Source organism: Pseudomonas sp. LBUM1670 (assembly GCF_059695695.1).
In genome coordinates this window covers 2,090,880-2,108,907 of sequence record NZ_CP166783.1, presented here as the reverse complement: position 1 = coordinate 2,108,907, position 18,028 = coordinate 2,090,880, and the positions used below count along the sequence as shown (strand labels likewise).

15 protein-coding genes and 3 tRNA genes are annotated in these 18,028 nt (G+C 57.2%); 9 read left to right on the top strand and 9 right to left on the bottom strand.

Translation table 11 applies throughout. The features are described 5' to 3' along the window. Positions 1 to 41: 41 nt before the first annotated feature. The 3 genes from ACA073_RS09600 to gltX all read right to left on the bottom strand — a co-directional run bounded on the left by ACA073_RS09600 (position 42) and on the right by gltX (position 1,987). A tRNA-Glu gene (locus ACA073_RS09600) sits at positions 42 to 117 on the bottom strand. Between the two features lie 79 nt (positions 118 to 196). Further along, positions 197 to 272: transfer RNA gene (locus ACA073_RS09595), tRNA-Ala, on the bottom strand. A 233-nt stretch (positions 273 to 505) separates the two neighbouring features. Continuing rightward, the gene (gene gltX, locus ACA073_RS09590; protein ID WP_497403053.1) at positions 506 to 1,987 is read right to left on the bottom strand and encodes a glutamate--tRNA ligase; all 1,482 of its coding nucleotides are present in this window, start codon (positions 1,985 to 1,987) and stop codon (positions 506 to 508) included. Between the two features lie 220 nt (positions 1,988 to 2,207). Here gltX and ACA073_RS09585 point away from each other — a divergent pair, with 220 nt between their 5' ends. Both ACA073_RS09585 and ACA073_RS09580 read left to right on the top strand, forming a co-directional pair. Next, positions 2,208 to 3,257 carry an HlyD family secretion protein gene (locus ACA073_RS09585; protein WP_497403052.1) on the top strand — a complete coding sequence of 350 codons (1,050 nt, stop codon included), beginning with the start codon at positions 2,208 to 2,210 and terminating at the stop codon, positions 3,255 to 3,257. Further along, positions 3,247 to 4,797 carry an MDR family MFS transporter gene (locus ACA073_RS09580; protein WP_497403051.1) on the top strand — a complete coding sequence of 517 codons (1,551 nt, stop codon included), beginning with the start codon at positions 3,247 to 3,249 and terminating at the stop codon, positions 4,795 to 4,797. Before ACA073_RS09585 ends, ACA073_RS09580 begins: the two co-directional genes overlap by 11 nt. A 135-nt stretch (positions 4,798 to 4,932) precedes the next feature. Here the strand turns inward: ACA073_RS09580 and uvrB are convergent, their stop codons facing one another. Then, positions 4,933 to 6,948: an excinuclease ABC subunit UvrB gene (gene uvrB, locus ACA073_RS09575; protein ID WP_497403050.1), complete on the bottom strand. Its 2,016-nt coding sequence runs from the start codon at positions 6,946 to 6,948 to the stop codon at positions 4,933 to 4,935. Between the two features lie 338 nt (positions 6,949 to 7,286). Between uvrB and ACA073_RS09570 the strand changes: the two genes are divergently transcribed. Further along, positions 7,287 to 8,483, top strand: coding sequence for an amino acid aminotransferase (locus ACA073_RS09570; protein WP_497403049.1), 1,197 nt, complete (start codon positions 7,287 to 7,289; stop codon positions 8,481 to 8,483). A gap of 228 nt (positions 8,484 to 8,711) precedes the next feature. After that, positions 8,712 to 8,921, top strand: a complete 210-nt coding sequence (locus tag ACA073_RS09565; protein ID WP_497403048.1) for a hypothetical protein — start codon at positions 8,712 to 8,714, stop codon at positions 8,919 to 8,921. Here the strand turns inward: ACA073_RS09565 and ACA073_RS09560 are convergent. After that, on the bottom strand, positions 8,918 to 9,148 hold the full coding sequence (locus ACA073_RS09560; RefSeq protein ID WP_008007186.1) for a hypothetical protein: 231 nt from the start codon (positions 9,146 to 9,148) through the stop codon (positions 8,918 to 8,920). The genes ACA073_RS09565 and ACA073_RS09560 overlap by 4 nt on opposite strands. Before the next feature lie 227 nt (positions 9,149 to 9,375). On the opposite strand from ACA073_RS09560, the gene ACA073_RS09555 reads away from it, so the two are divergent. After that, a tRNA-Asn gene (locus ACA073_RS09555) sits at positions 9,376 to 9,451 on the top strand. 124 nt (positions 9,452 to 9,575) lie between these two features. On the opposite strand, the gene ACA073_RS09550 is transcribed toward ACA073_RS09555, so the two are convergent. Further along, positions 9,576 to 11,093, bottom strand: a complete 1,518-nt coding sequence (locus ACA073_RS09550) for a nucleobase:cation symporter-2 family protein (RefSeq protein ID WP_497403047.1) — start codon at positions 11,091 to 11,093, stop codon at positions 9,576 to 9,578. Positions 11,094 to 11,349: 256 nt separating this feature from the next. On the opposite strand from ACA073_RS09550, the gene ACA073_RS09545 reads away from it, so the two are divergent. Both ACA073_RS09545 and ACA073_RS09540 read left to right on the top strand, forming a co-directional pair. After that, positions 11,350 to 11,631: a BrnT family toxin gene (locus ACA073_RS09545; protein WP_497403046.1), complete on the top strand. Its 282-nt coding sequence runs from the start codon at positions 11,350 to 11,352 to the stop codon at positions 11,629 to 11,631. A gap of 3 nt (positions 11,632 to 11,634) precedes the next feature. Further along, complete coding sequence (locus tag ACA073_RS09540) at positions 11,635 to 11,952, top strand: BrnA antitoxin family protein (RefSeq protein ID WP_497403045.1); 318 nt, start codon at positions 11,635 to 11,637, stop codon at positions 11,950 to 11,952. Here the strand turns inward: ACA073_RS09540 and ACA073_RS09535 are convergent. Together ACA073_RS09535 and ACA073_RS09530 are read right to left on the bottom strand one after the other, a co-directional pair. Continuing rightward, positions 11,949 to 12,776, bottom strand: coding sequence for an arylamine N-acetyltransferase family protein (locus tag ACA073_RS09535; protein WP_497403044.1), 828 nt, complete (start codon positions 12,774 to 12,776; stop codon positions 11,949 to 11,951). The two genes, ACA073_RS09540 and ACA073_RS09535, sit on opposite strands and share 4 nt — an antisense overlap. A 111-nt stretch (positions 12,777 to 12,887) precedes the next feature. After that, positions 12,888 to 13,682: an exodeoxyribonuclease III gene (locus tag ACA073_RS09530; protein ID WP_497403043.1), complete on the bottom strand. Its 795-nt coding sequence runs from the start codon at positions 13,680 to 13,682 to the stop codon at positions 12,888 to 12,890. 128 nt (positions 13,683 to 13,810) lie between these two features. Between ACA073_RS09530 and ACA073_RS09525 the strand changes: the two genes are divergently transcribed. Next, entirely contained in the window at positions 13,811 to 14,422 is a 612-nt protein-coding gene (locus tag ACA073_RS09525) for a GNAT family N-acetyltransferase (protein WP_497403042.1), read from the top strand. A gap of 22 nt (positions 14,423 to 14,444) precedes the next feature. Further along, positions 14,445 to 16,214: a tetratricopeptide repeat protein gene (locus tag ACA073_RS09520; protein WP_497403041.1), complete on the top strand. Its 1,770-nt coding sequence runs from the start codon at positions 14,445 to 14,447 to the stop codon at positions 16,212 to 16,214. Between the two features lie 226 nt (positions 16,215 to 16,440). On the opposite strand, the gene ACA073_RS09515 is transcribed toward ACA073_RS09520, so the two are convergent. Next, positions 16,441 to 18,012 carry a sensor domain-containing diguanylate cyclase gene (locus ACA073_RS09515; protein ID WP_497403040.1) on the bottom strand — a complete coding sequence of 524 codons (1,572 nt, stop codon included), beginning with the start codon at positions 18,010 to 18,012 and terminating at the stop codon, positions 16,441 to 16,443. Between the last annotated feature and the right edge of the window lie 16 nt (positions 18,013 to 18,028).

Genomic DNA, 18,028 nt, shown 5'->3' with positions numbered 1-18,028 from the left:
TCGCGGCGGAGCGACATCTTGCAACATCGCTTCTGTAAAACTGGCGTCCCCTAGGGGACTCGAACCCCTGTTACCGCCGTGAAAGGGCGGTGTCCTAGGCCACTAGACGAAGGGGACGCAAACCCTTCTATACAACAGATCAACGCTGAGTGTTGATCGCTTCAAGGCCGGTGTGGCCAGACCTTGAAGTGTAAATTGGTGGAGCTAGACGGGATCGAACCGTCGACCTCTTGCATGCCATGCAAGCGCTCTCCCAGCTGAGCTATAGCCCCTCATCGCTGAGGACGGGGCGAATCTTAATGGCGCATCGAAAGGCTGTCAAACTTATTTTTAAAATATTTCAAAGTTTTTTGCCGACATAACAATCACTTACCGCCCTCTCCCGGAAAAACGGGGGCGCCGCCAAAAGCAAGATCAAAAGATCGCAGCCTTCGGCGGCTCCTACAGAGTGCATTTCAAATGTAGGAGCTGGCGTAGCCTGCGCTCTTTTCGGGACATCAAGGAATCAGGCGATGTTGCCCAGGAGTTTTTCCCACTCCTTGTTTTCCTTCTTCGACACGCCACCGAGCAGGTCGATAGACTGGCGCAGACGGAAACGGGTCAGGTCCGGACCAAGGATTTCCATCGCATCGAGCACCGACACCGAGCTGGCCTGGCCAGTGATCGCAGCGAACATCAGCGGCATGGCGTCACGCAGCTTCAGCTCCAGGGATTCGACCACCGCTTGAATCGTCGCGGTGATGCTGTCTTTCTCCCACTGACGCAGGCTTTCCAGTTTCCACAGGATCAGTTGCATCAACTGACGAACCTGATCGCCCGAAAGCTTCTTCGATTCAAACAGCTTGGCATCCGGATTCACGCCACCGGCGAAGAAGAATCCGGCCAGCGGTGCAACCTGGCTGAACGTTTCGACGCGGCCTTGTACGTGCGGCGCGATCTTCATCATGTATTCAGGGTTGAGTGCCCAGGTCTGCAGACGACTGGCGAACTCTTCCACCGGCAAATCACGCAGCCACTGGCCGTTGAGCCACGACAGTTTCTCGATGTCGAAAATCGGCCCGCCGAGGGAGACGCGGCTCAGGTCGAAGTGGTCGACCATTTCCTGCAGCGAGAACTTCTCGCGCTCGTCCGGCATCGACCAGCCCATGCGCCCGAGGTAGTTGAGCATCGCTTCCGGCATGAAGCCCATGCGCTCGTAGAACGTCACCGACGTCGGGTTCTTGCGCTTGGACAGCTTGCTCTTGTCCGGGTTACGCAGCAGCGGCATGTAGCACAGCTCCGGTTGTTCCCAGCCGAAGTATTCGTACAGAAGAATCAGTTTCGGTGCCGAAGGCAGCCATTCTTCGCCGCGCAGAACGTGGGTGATGCCCATCAGATGGTCATCGACCACGTTGGCCAGGAAGTACGTCGGCAGACCGTCGGTCTTCATCAACACCTGCATGTCCATGCGATCCCACGGGATCTCGACGTCACCACGCAGCATGTCCGGCACCACGCACACGCCTTCGCTCGGCACTTTCATGCGGATCACGTGCGGCTCGCCAGCGGCCAGACGGCGCGCGACTTCTTCGGCCGACAGCAACAGCGCACGGCCGTCGTAACGCGGGGTTTCGCCGCGAGCCATTTGCTCGGCGCGCATCTGGTCCAGTTCTTCAGCGGTGCAGAAGCACGGGAACGCGTGACCCATCTCGACCAGTTGCTGGCAGTACTTCTGATAGATGTCGCCACGCTCGCTCTGACGGTAAGGACCGTGCGGGCCGCCGACGTCCGGGCCTTCGCTCCAGTCGATACCCAACCAGCGCAGGGCGTCGAAAATCTGCTGTTCGGACTCGCGGGTCGAACGCAATTGATCGGTGTCTTCGATCCGCAGGATGAACTCACCGCCATGCTGCTTGGCAAAGCAATAGTTGAACAAAGCGATGTAAGCGGTACCTACGTGGGGGTCCCCGGTAGGCGATGGCGCGATGCGCGTGCGGACGGTGGTCATGGCAAGTCTCGAAATGAAGATAAAACAAAGGGCGAATGGTAACAGGCGTTGCCCGCCCGGCTCCAGTGAGCAGGGCATTTAAGCCAAGTTTGCGTCGACAACGCGCGCTGGCCGCGATGAATGATGGATTATCAGCCGATGGCATTTACCCACTATCGACTGTATGCCAGATTCACCTGCTGATAACTTTCCTTACAATTTCTCGACTACAGTTTGCCCCATGCCTGCCCAACTCAAGCGTCGCCTGTTTATTTTCCTGTTGATCGTCCTGCTGATTGCCGGGGGCTTTTTTGCCCAGTGGTTCTTCAAGGGACGGTTTTATGAAAGCACCGACAACGCCTATGTCCAGGGCGAGATCACCCGTGTCTCGAGCCAGTTGGGCGCGCGCATCGATCAGGTACTGGTGCAGGACAACCAGCACGTCGAGAAAGGCCAGTTGCTGATCAAGCTCGAAGGTGATGACTTCCACCTCGCCGTCGACCGCGCCAATGCCGCTCTCGCCACCCGCCAGGCCGAACGCCTGCAAGCCCAGAGCAAACTGACCCAGCAAGCCAGCCTGATTGCCTCCAGTGAGGCGCAAGTCGCGTCCAGTCAGGCCAGCCTCGGTCGCTCGCAAATTGACTTGTCCCGCGCGCAAACCCTGCGCAAACCCGGCTACGTCTCCGAAGAGCGGGTGACCACCCTCTCCGCCGACAACCACATCGCCCGCTCGCAGGTGACCAAGGCCCAGGCGGACGCTCAAAGTCAGCGCCAGCAAGTCAATTCCCTGAGCGCCGAAATCAAGCGCCTCGACGCCATGATCGCCAATGCCAAAACCGATCTGGCCCAGGCTGAACTGAACCTGACCCGCAGCGAAATCCACGCGCCCATCAACGGCCTGATCGGCCAGCGCGCCGCCCGCGAAGGCCAATACGTGCAGGCCGGCGCTTATCTGATGTCGATCGTGCCGGACCAGGACATCTGGATTCAGGCCAACTTCAAGGAAACCCAGATCGGCCACATGCAGCCCGGCCAGCAAGCCGAACTGACCTTCGACGCCTACGGCGACACGCCAATCAAAGCGCGTGTCGACAGCCTGTTCGCCGCCTCGGGCGCGCAGTTCAGCCTGTTGCCGCCGGACAATGCCACCGGCAATTTCACCAAAGTCGTACAACGGATTCCGGTAAAACTGACCTTCGCCGCGGACAACCCGCTGCACGGCAAGATACGTCCGGGCATGTCGGTCACCGCGAAAGTGAACATCAAAGACGCCCCTGACGATGGCCGGTGATCAACTGATCCGCCCCGCCGGCGAACCGACCCGGCGGGACTGGATCGCGGTGATGAGCGTGATGCTCGGCGCGTTCATGGCGGTGCTCGACATCCAGATCACCAACTCGTCGCTCAAGGATATTCAAGGCGCGCTGTCGGCGACCCTGGAAGAAGGCTCATGGATTTCCACGTCGTACCTGGTCGCGGAGATCATCATGATTCCGCTGACGGCGTGGCTGGTGCAGCTGCTCTCGGCGCGACGACTGGCCGTGTGGGTCTCGCTCGGGTTTCTTGCCGCATCCCTGCTCTGCTCCATGGCGTGGAGCCTGGAAAGCATGATCATTTTCCGCGCGCTGCAAGGTTTCACCGGCGGCGCGCTGATCCCTCTGGCGTTCACCCTGACGCTGATCAAACTTCCCGAACACCACCGCGCCAAAGGCATGGCGATGTTCGCCATGACCGCAACGTTCGCGCCTTCCATCGGCCCGACGCTCGGCGGCTGGCTGACGGAAAACTGGGGCTGGGAATACATTTTCTACATCAACATCCCGCCGGGCCTGATCATGATCGCCGGCCTGATGTATGGCCTGGAGAAGAAAGAAGCGCACTGGGAACTGCTGAAAAGCACCGACTACACCGGGATTCTTACCCTCGGTATCGGCCTTGGCTGCTTGCAGGTTTTTCTGGAGGAAGGTCATCGCAAGGACTGGCTCGAGTCGGACCTGATCGTGTCCCTGGGCAGCATCGCGCTGATCAGCCTGATCACCTTTGTGATCGTGCAGTTTTCCAAGCCCAACCCGCTGATCAACCTCGGCATCCTGGGCAATCGCAACTTTGGTTTATCGAGTATTTCCAGCCTGGGAATGGGTGTCGGGTTGTACGGTTCGATCTTTCTGTTGCCGCTGTACCTGGCGCAGATCCAGAACTACAACGCCCTGCAGATCGGCGAAGTGATCATGTGGATGGGCGTGCCGCAGCTGTTTCTGATTCCGCTGGTGCCGAAACTGATGAAGTTCATTTCGCCAAAATGGCTATGTACGCTGGGTTTCGGGTTGTTCGGGTTGGCGAGTTTTTCCTCGGGCGTGCTGAACCCGGATTTCGCCGGACCGCAGTTCAACCAGATTCAGATCATCCGCGCGCTGGGCCAGCCGTTGATCATGGTGACGATCTCGCTGATCGCCACCGCGTACATCCTGCCGCAGGATGCGGGGTCGGCGTCGAGCCTGTTCAACATCCTGCGCAACCTCGGCGGCGCGATCGGCATCGCCCTCCTCGCCACGTTGCTGGACGCGCGGACCAAGACCTACTTTGATTATTTGCGCGAAGCGATCGTGCCGAGCAACCCGCAGGTCGCCGAGCGCATGGCGTCGCTGACGGATCGGCTTGGCAGTGAAACAGCGGCGCTGGGCAAGCTCAGTGAAATCGCCCATCAGCAGGCGTCGATCATGGCTTACAACGATGCGTTTCATTTTGTCGGGATTGCGCTGGGGGTCAGCATGATCGCGGTGTTGTTGACCAAGCAATTGCCGGCAGGGTTGAAGGCTGGCGAGGCGCACTAGCAAACTAATGCGGCGCTCTTTTGGTCGCCTTCGCGAGCAAGCCCGCTCCCACATTTGACCGTATCCGTCCAGACACCTCGCCCTACTGTGGGAGCGGGCTTGCTCGCGAAGAGGCCTTAATAGGCACTGCAATTTTCAAACCGCGATCAACCGCTCCCGAAGCTTGGCAATCTCGTCGCGCATCTGCGCCGCCGCCTCGAACTCCAGATCGCGAGCGAGCTGGTACATCTTCTCTTCCAGCGCCTTGATACGCTTGGCGACTTCGCCCGGCGAGCGCAATTCCGCTTCGTACCTGGCGCTTTCCTCGGCAGCCTTGGCCATGCCTTTGCGCTTCTTGCTGCGCGAACCCGGCACGGTGGCGCCTTCCATAATGTCGGCAACGTCCTTGAACACACCCTTCGGCGTGATGCCGTTGGCGAGGTTGAAGGCGATCTGCTTGTCGCGACGACGCTCGGTTTCGCCGATTGCCCGCTCCATGGAACCGGTGATCCGGTCCGCATACAGAATCGCCCGGCCATTGAGGTTCCGCGCTGCACGACCGATCGTCTGGATCAGCGAGCGCTCGGAACGCAGGAAGCCTTCCTTGTCCGCATCGAGGATCGCTACCAGCGAGACTTCCGGCATGTCCAGGCCTTCACGCAGCAGGTTGATCCCCACCAGCACATCAAACGTGCCGAGGCGCAAATCGCGGATGATTTCCACGCGCTCCACGGTGTCGATGTCCGAGTGCAAATAACGCACGCGCACACCGTGGTCGGCCAGGTAGTCGGTCAAGTCTTCGGACATGCGCTTGGTCAGCGTGGTGACCAACACCCGCTCTTCGAGGGCGACACGCTTGGTGATTTCCGAAAGCAAGTCGTCGACCTGGGTCAGCGCAGGACGGATTTCGATTTGCGGGTCTACCAGACCGGTCGGACGCACCACCATGTCAATGACACGCCCAGCGTGCTCCGCCTCGTAATTGCCCGGCGTGGCCGAGACAAAAATCGTCTGCGGACTGATGCTTTCGAATTCGTCGAAGCGCATCGGCCGGTTGTCCAGCGCCGAGGGCAGACGAAAGCCGTACTCCACCAGCGTTTCTTTACGTGAACGGTCGCCCTTATACATGGCGCCGACCTGCGGCACGCTGACGTGGGATTCGTCGATCACCAGCAAGGCGTCGGCCGGCAGATAGTCAAACAAGGTCGGTGGCGCCTGACCGGAATCGCGACCAGAGAGGTAGCGCGAGTAGTTCTCGATGCCGTTGCAGTAGCCCAGCTCGAGGATCATCTCCAGGTCGAAACGCGTACGCTGTTCGAGGCGTTGCGCTTCCACCAGTTTGTTGTTGGAGCGCAGGTACTCCAGACGCTCCTGCAACTCGACCTTGATCCCCTCGATGGCGCCGAGCAGGGTTTCCCGCGGCGTTACGTAGTGGCTTTTCGGATAGAACGTGAAACGCGGCAGCTTGCGGATCACCTCGCCGGTCAGCGGATCGAAGGCAGACAGGCTCTCCACTTCGTCATCAAACAACTCGATGCGGATCGCTTCAAAATCGGATTCTGCCGGGTGAATGTCGATCACATCACCGCGCACGCGAAACGTCGCGCGGGCGAAATCCATGTCGTTGCGGGTGTATTGCAGGTCGGCCAGGCGACGCAGCAACGCGCGCTGATCGAGCTTGTCGCCGCGATCCACGTGCAGCACCATTTTCAGATAGGTTTCCGGACTGCCCAGACCATAGATGCACGACACCGTGGTGACGATGATCGCGTCCTTGCGCTCCAGCAACGCTTTGGTCGCCGAGAGCCGCATCTGTTCGATGTGATCGTTGATCGAGGCGTCCTTCTCGATGAAGGTGTCCGAGGACGGTACGTAGGCTTCGGGCTGGTAGTAGTCGTAGTAGGAAACGAAGTACTCGACGGCGTTGTTCGGGAAGAACGCCTTGAACTCACCGTACAACTGCGCCGCCAGGGTCTTGTTCGGTGCCAGCACCAGCGTCGGGCGCTGAACCTGGGCAATGACGTTGGCGATGCTGAAGGTCTTGCCCGAGCCCGTCACACCGAGCAACGTCTGGTGCGCCAACCCGGCTTCGATGCCCTCGACCATCAGGCGAATGGCTTCCGGCTGATCGCCGGCGGGCTCGAAGCGGGTGACTAGCTGGAATTCAGACATGAAATACCCTCTGGGTCGCGCCCGTCCGGGCAAACCGGACAGCAACGAAAAAGACCACAAACGACCGACGTCGCCCGAGGAAAAAACTGGATTGAGCTCAATGTGGTGCCGATTGCCCTCGCTTTCAAGGCAAACGTCCTACATCCCTTGAAGTCTTTGACGCTTCCAATCGACTAACGGCCGAAAAATAATCGAAAAAACTTACGCTAAAAGCCGAATCGACTGTCGCCATCAATCGCAGATGGCCTCTATACTAGCTCCCCGTTTGTGCACCGCTCTAGTGCATTCGGCTGGAGCGCGACACGTCCCTCCACACTCCATTCAGAGCCGCCGCAAAAATGAGCCTGTTCTCCGCTGTCGAAATGGCACCACGCGATCCAATCCTGGGCCTCAACGAAGCATTCAACGCCGATACCCGTACCAACAAGGTCAACCTGGGGGTCGGTGTTTACTGCAACGAGGAGGGGCGAATTCCACTCCTGCGCGCCGTTGTCGAAGCCGAGACGATTCGCGTCGCTCAACACGCTTCCCGTGGCTACTTGCCGATCGATGGCATCGCTGCTTACGACCAGGCCGTACAGAAACTGCTGTTTGGCAATGACTCGCCGCTGATCGCTGCTGGCCGCGTCATCACCACTCAGGCCGTTGGCGGTACTGGTGCGCTGAAAATCGGTGCCGACTTCCTCAAGCAACTGCTGCCGAACGCCGTCGTGGCGATCAGCGACCCAAGCTGGGAAAACCACCGCGCACTGTTCGAAACCGCCGGTTTCCCGGTGCAGAACTATCGTTACTACGACGCCGCGACCCACGACGTTAACCGTGCCGGCCTGCTGGAAGACCTGAACGCCCTGCCGTCCGGTTCGATCGTTGTGCTGCACGCCTGCTGCCACAACCCGACCGGCGTCGACCTGAGCCCGGCGGATTGGAAAAACGTCCTGGACGTGGTGAAAGCCAAAGGTCACGTGCCGTTCCTCGACATGGCCTACCAGGGCTTCGGCGATGGCATCGACGAAGACGCCGCTGCCGTGCGTCTGTTCGCTGAATCGGGCCTGACCTTCTTCGTTTCCAGTTCGTTCTCCAAATCCTTCTCGCTGTACGGCGAGCGCGTTGGCGCCCTGTCGATCGTCAGCGAGTCGAAAGAAGAAAGCGCACGCGTGCTGTCGCAAGTCAAACGCGTAATCCGCACCAACTACTCCAACCCGCCGACCCACGGTGCAAGCATCGTCGCCGCTGTGTTGAACAGCCCGGAACTGCGCGCCCAGTGGGAAGCAGAACTGGCTGAAATGCGCCTGCGGATTCGCGGCATGCGCACCCAGATGGTTGACCTGCTGGCGAAACAGGCTCCGCAACGTGATTTCAGCTTCGTCGGTCGTCAGCGCGGCATGTTCTCCTACTCCGGCCTGACGGTTGAGCAAGTGACCCGTCTGCGCAACGAGTTCGGCATCTACGCCCTGGACACCGGCCGCATCTGCGTCGCCGCGCTGAACCAGAGCAACATCGATGTCGTGACCAAGGCTATCGTTGCGGTGATCTGAGTCGTGTGGTGATACGAAAAACGGGAAGCCAAATAGCTTCCCGTTTTTTATAGGTCGCAGATAATTCTCAAAGCGATGGCTCCGCCCTCTAAACTCCACACCATACCCACTGTGGGAGCGGGCTTGCTCGCGAAAGCGGTGTGTCAGTCACATCAATTCTGAATGTGCCACCGCATTCGCGAGCAAGCCCGCTCCCACAGTTACCCGAGAATTCTGACGAGAACCCACATGAAAAACGATGACCTGCGCGCTGAGCGCGATGATCTGGATGACCTGAATGACTTCATCCCGCGCGCCCCGGCCAAACGCGGCAAAAACCTGGTGCTGCAAGTGGCTGCGGGTGTGTTTCTCGGCGGCCTGGCCTTGTGGCTGGTGCAGCTGGGCGCGACGATGCTGTATGCCAAACTGATGCTCGCCACCGTGACCTTCGGCGGTTAAGCCAGTTCGGTCGCGCGCTGGCTGGCCGCATCGTCATAGGCGACGTACAGCGATTCGGCGACCTGGCTTTTGATGGCCTTGGTGCTTTCCAGGCCCAGGACAAAACCTTCGGCCTTGCCGCCTGCGCGGTTCAATTCGTCAGCGGTGCTGGCCTGAGTGATGGCGTCGAACAGTTTTTCGGCGTGGGGGCCGACCCCTTTGGGCAGGCTGATCTGTGCGATGCTCATGCGAACACCTCGTTGCTTCGGAGTGCGAGGGCTGGGTAATTCATGGCGCGTACCTTTTCGGCGAATGGCCGGCAGCGCGTGTAACCACTTCCGGGCGGCCATGGTAGACCTCTGGTGCAGTTCTGGTAACCGCCAATCGCCGATAAACCACCGTCCGTCCCGGTGAATCCCCCAAGTTGTTAACAGGTGCTTGACTTCTCTTTTTGAATCAGTAACATACACGCTATTCCGCGATAGCTCAGTTGGTAGAGCAAGTGACTGTTAATCACTGGGTCCCTGGTTCGAGTCCAGGTCGTGGAGCCAGACAGCAATATCGAAAAGCCCCTGAATCGAAAGGTTCAGGGGCTTTTTTGTGGGCGGTGGAATAGATGACTACAGGACGGGGTCATGTCATGTAAAAAGGCGCCCCGGAGGGCGCCTTTTTTAATCAGACATGCTCACTGCTTTTCGCATGCACCGCCCGAGGCTCTCCATGCCCATGGTCCGCCTCCACCACCGGGATCTCTTTCCCGTCGCAGTCATGCAATTTGCCTTCGCTGAAATAGTCCCCTTCACGCAATGCTGCCAGGTCCTGATAACGCAAAACCCGTTCTGTACCGGCAGCAAACACCGACTGCTGATCCGAGTTGCCGGCGGTGAGGTGGTTGAAGGCCAGGTTCAGCACGATGGCCATGATCGCCGAGGAGCTGATGCCTGAGTGGAAGATCGTGGCGAACCAGCTTGGGAAGTGGTCGTAGAAATTCGGCGCGGCGATGGGGATCATGCCGAAACCGATGGAGGTGGCGACGATGATCAGGTTGACGTTGTTGCGGTAATCGACCTTGGACAGCGTGCGAATGCCGCTGGCCGCCACGGTACCAAACAGCACGATACCGGCACCACCGAGCACGGAAGTCGGCACGGCGGCAATGACCCGCCCCATGAACGGCAGCAGGCCGAGGATCACCAGGAACAAGCCTCCGGTGGCCACCACGAAGCGGCTCTTGATCCCGGTCACCGCCACCAGCCCGACGTTCTGGGCGAACGCGCTTTGGGTGAAGGAGCCGAAGATCGGCGCGATCATGCTCGACAGCATGTCGGCGCGCAAACCGTTGCCCAGGCGTTTGGAGTCGACCTTGGTGCCGATGATTTCACCGACGGCGAGGATGTCCGCCGAGGTTTCCACCAGCGTCACCATGACCACGATGCACATCGACAGAATCGCAGCAAAGTGGAAGGTTGGCATGCCGAAGTGGAACGGCGCCGGGAAGCCGAACATCGGGCCTTGGGTGACGGACGAGAAGTCTGCCATGCCGAGAAACACCGCGATGATCGTGCCGATGACCATCGCCAGCAGGATCGACAAACGGGAGATGGCTGCGCTGCCGATCTTGCTCAGCAGCAAGACCAGCACCAGCGTCACCGCCGCCAGACCGATGTTCGACATGCTGCCGAAATCCGGCGCATGGCTGTTGCCGCCCATGGCCCAACGCGCGGCCACTGGCATCAGCGTCAAACCGATGGTGGTGATCACGATGCCCGTCACCAGCGGCGGAAAGAATTTGGTGATTCGCGAGAACACCGGCGTGATCAGCAAACCGATCAACGATGCGGCAATCACCGCCCCGAGAATCGACTGAAACCCGCCCTCCCCGCCACTGCTGACAATCGCCACCATGGTCGCGACACCGGAGAACGACACGCCTTGCACCAGCGGCAACTGACAACCAAAAAACGGTAAACCGAGGGTCTGCAGCAATGTCGCCAAGCCCCCCGCAAACAATGAAGCAGCAATCAACAAACCAATGTCCGCCGGCGAGAGCCCGGCCGCCTGGCCGATGATCAAAGGCACCGCGACGATACCGCCGTACATGGTCAGAACATGTTGCAGGCCGTAAGCCATATTCGCGCCGACCCCGAGGTTTTCGTCCTCAGGCCGTTGGTGTGAAACATGGGGCGTTTTCATGATTGGGGGGTTCCCTGGTTTTTGTTATGCGCACACTGTATGCAAGACTCAGGACAAATGTCTATAGAGTTGTATACAACTATTCAGTCATATTATGGACATGTAGCCATCCCCGCCCTTGGCTCGCCCACCGCATCATTCAATAAACCTTGAAATATATCCGTCCCAAGCCTCCTTCGTTCCCCCGCTAGTCTTTTGAGTTCCTGGCGACCACTGGTAAGGCCGCCCTCTTTTTTATACATATAAAGTATGCATAATGAAGCCATTCGAAATTCAGTATCACAAGGCAAAAAACGCGGCGAACAAACTGAAGCACCAAGGCATCAGCCTCGCTGAGACTGAGGCCGTGTTCCATGACGAACGAGCACTGACGTTTCAGGATGATCATCACGATGAACAGCGATGGATCACCATGGGGCTGGACGCCAAAGGGCGCTTGCTGGTCGTCGCCTACACCTACCGCGATCCGAATTTCGTTCGAATCATTACCGCGCGTCTCGCCACGAAAAACGAGCGTCGTCAATATTTGGAGGCTTGAGTGATGAAAGATGAATACGACTTCAGCGATGCCAAGCGTGGAGCGGTTGCCCCCGGCAAAGGCAAAACCCGCATTACCATCATGCTGGATGAAGCGGTCATAGAGGCGGCTCGCTCGCTCGCGGAAAGCGAGGGGTATGGCTACCAGACGGTGATCAACAACACGCTCCGTCACGCATTGCTGAATGAAAAAGGCAAATCTGCCGAGACCGGGCATCTCAAAAAAGGAATAACGCCCTCTGACCTGAAAAGCCTGGAGAAAAAGTTACTGGACGCCGTCAGCGAAATCCATCGAATGATGGAGCCTGACGCTCGTCCCTAGGCGGGCTCGATCAACCGCCCAAGCACCTGCTTCAAATGTGCATGCTCGGGCACCCGAATGCCGAACTCGCTCCCCAGCAACTGAACCAGATCAGCCACATCCGCGATCTGCCGCCGCTCGCTCTCGCTGCCGATCCGGTGGATCGCAAAACTGCCGTTGTTCAGCGTGCGCCGCCAACCTTCCCCCGTCCGCGCCACCATCAGCTGTTTGGCGAAAGACGATTCGGGATGGGTCGAGACGTACCAGTTGCCGACGGCGTAATCGATGTCTTCCTGACGTTGCAGGTCAAAGATGTACATCGGTCGCCATTCACCAGCGACATTGGCGCGCAGGGTGTAGCCGTCGACATGTTGCTCGATGCGATAGGGTTCGTGAGGTGTGATTTGCTCGTCTGGAGTGTCGAGCAGCAGCGGCGCGGTGGGGACCATGCCGCCGAAGCCGACGTCGGTGATATAGCGCACGCCATCCAGGGTGACCAGGGTCAAGCGGTGCGTACGCGCGGTCCATACACCCTCGGGCTGGCCCATGACCACGCGGCCGGAGATGCCGCGAGCGTCGAAACCCAACGCCTGAAGCAGGGCCAGAAACAGAAAATTGAGTTCATAGCAGTAACCACCGCGGCCATCGTGCAGGACTTTTTGCTCGATGGACGGCAAGTCGATGAGTACCGGCTCGCCAGACAACGTGGTGAGGTTCTCGAACGGGAAAGCACTGGTGTGACGAAACTGCAATTGACGCAAGGTTTCCAGGGTTGGCGCCGGTGGCGCGTCGAAACCCAGACGTTGCAGGTACAACGCAAGATTGCTCAGACGTGGCTCGCTCATTGCTCGGTCCTTATGCACGGGGCCGCGGATCTCTCCGCCGATGGGCGCCATGTATAAGGGATAAACCGGTGCGACCGACAATTGATTTCGCCAATCGCCACTCACGAAAAATCATCGCCGCTTGCGCGAACCCAGTTGAATCCACGTCGGTGCATGATCGCTGGCATGCGGCTCGTTGCGTACCCAGGCATCGACACCGGCCTCTTGCAGATAAGGACTCAGCGCCGGATTGAGCAACAGATGGTCGATGCGCAGCCCGGAATTTTTCTGCCAGTGTTGTCGGAAATAGTCCCAGAAGGTGTAGAGCCGATCCTCCGGATACAGATGGCGCAGGGAATCGGTCCAACCCTGGTCCAGTAACCGCTGATAACACTCGCGGCTTTCCGGTTGCAGCAGCGCATCCTTGAGCCAGGACCGCGGGTTATAGATGTCCAGGTCGGTCGGCACCACGTTGTAATCGCCAGCCAGCACCACCGGGTGCTCGCTGCTCTGGAGATCCTTGGCGTAAGTGATCAACCGCTCGAACCAGGCCAGTTTGTAATCGAACTTCGGCCCAGGCTGCGGATTGCCGTTGGGCAGGTACAAACAGCCCACCAGCACGCCGTGCACGGCGGCCTCCAGATACCGACTGTGCGTATCGCCGTCGTCGCCCGGCAGACCGCGACGACTCTCCAGCGGTTGTGCGTCGCGCGCCAGAATCGCCACCCCGTTCCACGATGACTGCCCCTGCCAGATCGCACCGTAGCCGGCCGCCTCAAGTTCTGCGGCAGGAAATGCACTGTCCACCGACTTGAGCTCCTGCAAGCAGGCGATGTCCGGCTTCTCCCGCTCCAGCCAGGCCAGCAGGTTCGGCAGCCGCGCGCGCATGCCATTGACGTTGAACGTTGCGATTCGCAAATTTTTCATGGGCCAGCGCTCCGGACAATTGCGTTCAGTGCTGTGACACCCCTGCATTCCGGTGGTTGCGTCGGCCAGCTCAATTACGGCGTAATAGACGCCCGACGCCCACCCGATCTGCCGAGAAAACCGCTGTCATGAAAACCACGCTGCAAGGCCACGGAATCAGCCTGCGCCCGCTGCAATACAGCGATGCCGACGCATTGGTACACGCCGCCGCTGACGGCGAACTGTGGAACCTGACTGTCACCGTCGTGCCCTCCCCGACCTCCGTCGACAGTTATCTGAAAAAAGCCCTCGACGGCCGGGATGCCGGCACCGTCCTGCCCTTCGTCATCGTGCTGAACGACACCGGCGAGGTCATCGGCTCGACGCGTTTCTGGAAAATCGACCGGCTCAATCGCAAGCTCGAAATCGGCAGCAGCTGGATCTCGGCCCGCAGGCAAAAAACCTTCGTCAACACCGAAGCCAAATACCTGATGCTGAGCTTTGCCTTCGACGTGCTGGACTGTGTGCGGGTGCAATTCACCACCGACGAAAACAACCAGAAATCACGCAACGCAATCCTCAGACTCGGGGCGCAGCAGGAAGGTATCGTGCGCCACGAACGGATCATGCCGGACGGTCGCAAGCGCAACTCGGTGCGGTTCAGCATCATTGATGATGAATGGCCGCTAGTGCGGCAAAACCTCGAACAAAAGCTTCAGGCTTTTGCGAGCAAAGACCATCACAATACATTATGGCCATAAAAAATTACTAACAAGAGACCGTATGAAACGAGATAACTTCCCGCAATCAATAATTCTCACTTTAAGAGACCGAGCCGGAAACTTTTGCTCAAAGCCTGACTGCAAAATATCTACCCGGAGCGCCCACTCATCTTCAACTAAAACGAAAAGCACAGGTATTGCTGCTCACATATGTGCAGCGGCAAAAAAAGGACCACGATTTAACTCAAACATGTCAATGGCTGAGCGCAAAAGTATCAACAATGCTATTTGGCTATGCTGCAATTGCGCCACAGAAATAGACAAAGACCCTTCCGCCTTCCCAGTGAGTCTATTATTAAAGTGGAAATGTGACGCCGAGATCAGAATCTCCGAAAATCACGGCAAACCATTCCTCACCACCAAAGAATACGAAGTAAAATTTAGAGACGACTTGCTAAAGCAAAAAGAAATCCTTTCTGCCTTACTCGCCAACGGGCTCAACCCAACAGAAGACTTAACACTAAAACTCAAGGGAATTGAAGAAAAGCTACTGGATGTTGAAGCCAGCTACAAATCAGAAGTTGAATTACGACAATCAATCGAAACCACTTTAAACAGTCTAAAAAGCGAGCTTCCAGAAGAACTCCTATCAGAAGCCAAAGAATCCCTCGATCAAGGAAGCATGCAAAAAGCAAAGGGAATTTTTCACACCATCATTGAAACTGGCGAATCCAATCTAGTCCAAGCCTATTGTGCCAGCGGCGATATTGCGGAAAGCGAATTCGAGTACAGACAGGCTTATACATACTTCTACAAGGCTGCCGTATTGTCGGACTTTGTCCCGCAGATAGTTAATCACGCAGCACAGCTATCATACAAACTTGGAAACTTTAAAGATTCATTACAACTACTGGAAAATGCCATTGCAGCACCAAGTAAAGACAACTTGGAGACTCCTCATTTCCTAAACCAACAAGGACTTATTTATAGAGCAATTGGCGATTACCCCACTGCTGTAAAAAAGCTAAATTTAGCCCTAGAGGCCGCTAGCAAGACAACTGAAAAAGAAATAAAAAACAATCTATTAGAAACCATAAACAGCAACTTGGGACTGGTCTACTTGGACCAAGGCGACTATAGCAAAGCAAAAAAAATCTATGAGACACTGATTGAAACAGACTCTATTAAATATGGCGAAAACTCAATCAATGTAAGCATTAGCATGAGCACGCTCGGCACAATATTCGAGAAAGAGCATAACAAAATAGAAGCCGAAAAATTGTATAAAAAATCTTATAGTATCCACCGCTCACTATATGGCGAAGACCATCCAGAAACCCTAAGCCCGCTAAACAACCTCGCCATGATTTATATACACAGTAACCCCACACTAGCGGAAAAAATGTTAAGAAAAGCGCTAAGACTAAGAATCAAATATTTCGGCGAAAATCATTACAAAACGCCAACAATCCTCATCAACTTAGCCGCCTGCCTTAGCGCACAAAACAATCATACCAAAGCTATAAAACTGTACAGGAGGGCTTTGAATGTCGTGCGCTCCTGCTATGGGGATCGCCACCCGGAGGAACTGAGAATAAAACACAACCTTTCGTTAGCCATGTATAGCGATGGCCAGTTCATTCCATCAATAGAACTTATGCATGAAGTTATCTCTGCAAGAGAAGCAATTTTGGGTTCAGACCACCCATTAACTATTTTGAGTCGTAAGTGCCTTAAAGACCTGGAACGGCAGAATAGCCACTTAAATATACTGGAATATTTTTTAACCACTTATGCTACTAAATTGCATCCAACACCTACAAACCGTTAGCATTCACATTATCCAACACCACAATCATTACCACCGCTGATGCTCTGCGTCAGCGGCACGAACTACACGACAAAGCACTTGCTGAACTCGACCCTCTACGGGTGCAATCCAGCACATCGTCGAAACATTATGCAATCCACGGCGGCTAAACATTAGCCGTTAACGTGCTGACCACGCGTAAGCGACCCGTGAGGTGAAATCACGGGCCGCGTGAGCCGACGTCATCTCAACGATCAGAGCGCAACAATTCCCCGACGCCAACGTCCATCGACAGCACCGCCGAGCGGTTTCGCCCGGAATGCTTGGCCTGATACAACGCCGCGTCCGCGCGCTCGATAAACACTTCGGTGCTGTCCAGGCGCGTCGGTACAAAGGCATAACAACCGAGGCTGACGGTCACGTAACCGCTGGGCGCACCGCTGTGGTTGATGTTGCGGTCCATGACGCTGTGGCGGATCTGCTCGGCAATGACCATCGCGCCGTGAATATCCGTATTCGGCAGCAACACGGCGAACTCCTCACCGCCGTAACGCACCGCCAGATCGGCTGTCCGATGGCAGCAACTCTTCACCGCCCTCGCCACTTCTGCCAGGCAATGGTCACCCGCGACGTGGCCGTAAGCGTCGTTGTAGCGCTTGAAGTAATCGATATCAAGCATGATCAGGCTCAGCGGACTCGACTGCCGGATGCCACGACCAAACTCGATGTCCAGCGCCTGCTCGAACAGTCGGCGATTGGCCAGACCGGTGAGACTGTCATGCGTCGCGATCAGCTTCAGCGCTTCCTTGGCCTTGCGCAAATCCCTCTCGACCCGTTCACCGAGGCGCACCTGGCGCACGAACCCCCAACCGAACAGCCCAACGCCCAGCACAACCAGGGCCACAATGACGCTGGATTGAATCGCGCTGTCATACCAACCCTTGAGAATCGAATCCCTGGACGAGGCCGCGGACACTACCAGCGGATAAACATCAAGTTGCCGGTATCCATGCAAGCGAACGGTGCCATCGAGTACAGAACCGATCATCGCGTTGCCAGACATGGCGCCAGCCAGGTACTGGCTGAAAATCTCCCCTTTGGTCAGTGACTGGCCAATCTGTGATTCCACAAACGGCCGTCGCGCCAGCAGCGTTCCGTCGGTCAGCGCGAGAAACATGGAGCCGTCATCATCGATGCTGAAGCTTTTGAAAAACTGATCGAAGTAGGACATTTTGATGCCGGCCATCAAAACGCCCTGGAAATGGCCGTCCTTGTCGTTGACCCGTTTTGAAATCGGGATGATCCACTCGCCATTTTGGCGACTGCGAATCGCCGGCCCGATGTGCGCCACGGACGAAACATTCTGCTGGTAAAACAGGAAATATTCCCGGTCCGCCACGGCGGCGCCGCGAGGCAGGTCCTCGAACGAGGTCACGACCAATAGCCCCTCCTGGTCGAACAGGAAGATCCCGTGCAACTGACTCAGCGCCTGCACCCGTCGGGCGAACGTTTTCTGTAAACGTGGCTTCTGCGCCGGGCCAAAACCATCAACCTGAATCCAGTCCGCCAGACTGGTCAGTACCAGATCGGCTTTCATGAAGGTGTCTTCGGCTTGCTGTGCCATGGCGCGTGTGAGGTTCGACGACGCCACTTCGGCCACCGCCAGATCGTGCCGGCGCGATTGCTCCAGTTGCAGGTAGAGCAAACCGCAGAGGCACAGACACACCACCACAATAAACAGGACTGCAGCCGTGCGCAGGGGTAACCGTTTCAAAGCGACGCTACTGGTGTGGCGCGGGTCGTCATGGGAGATAGGCAAAAGCTCGTCCTGCAAG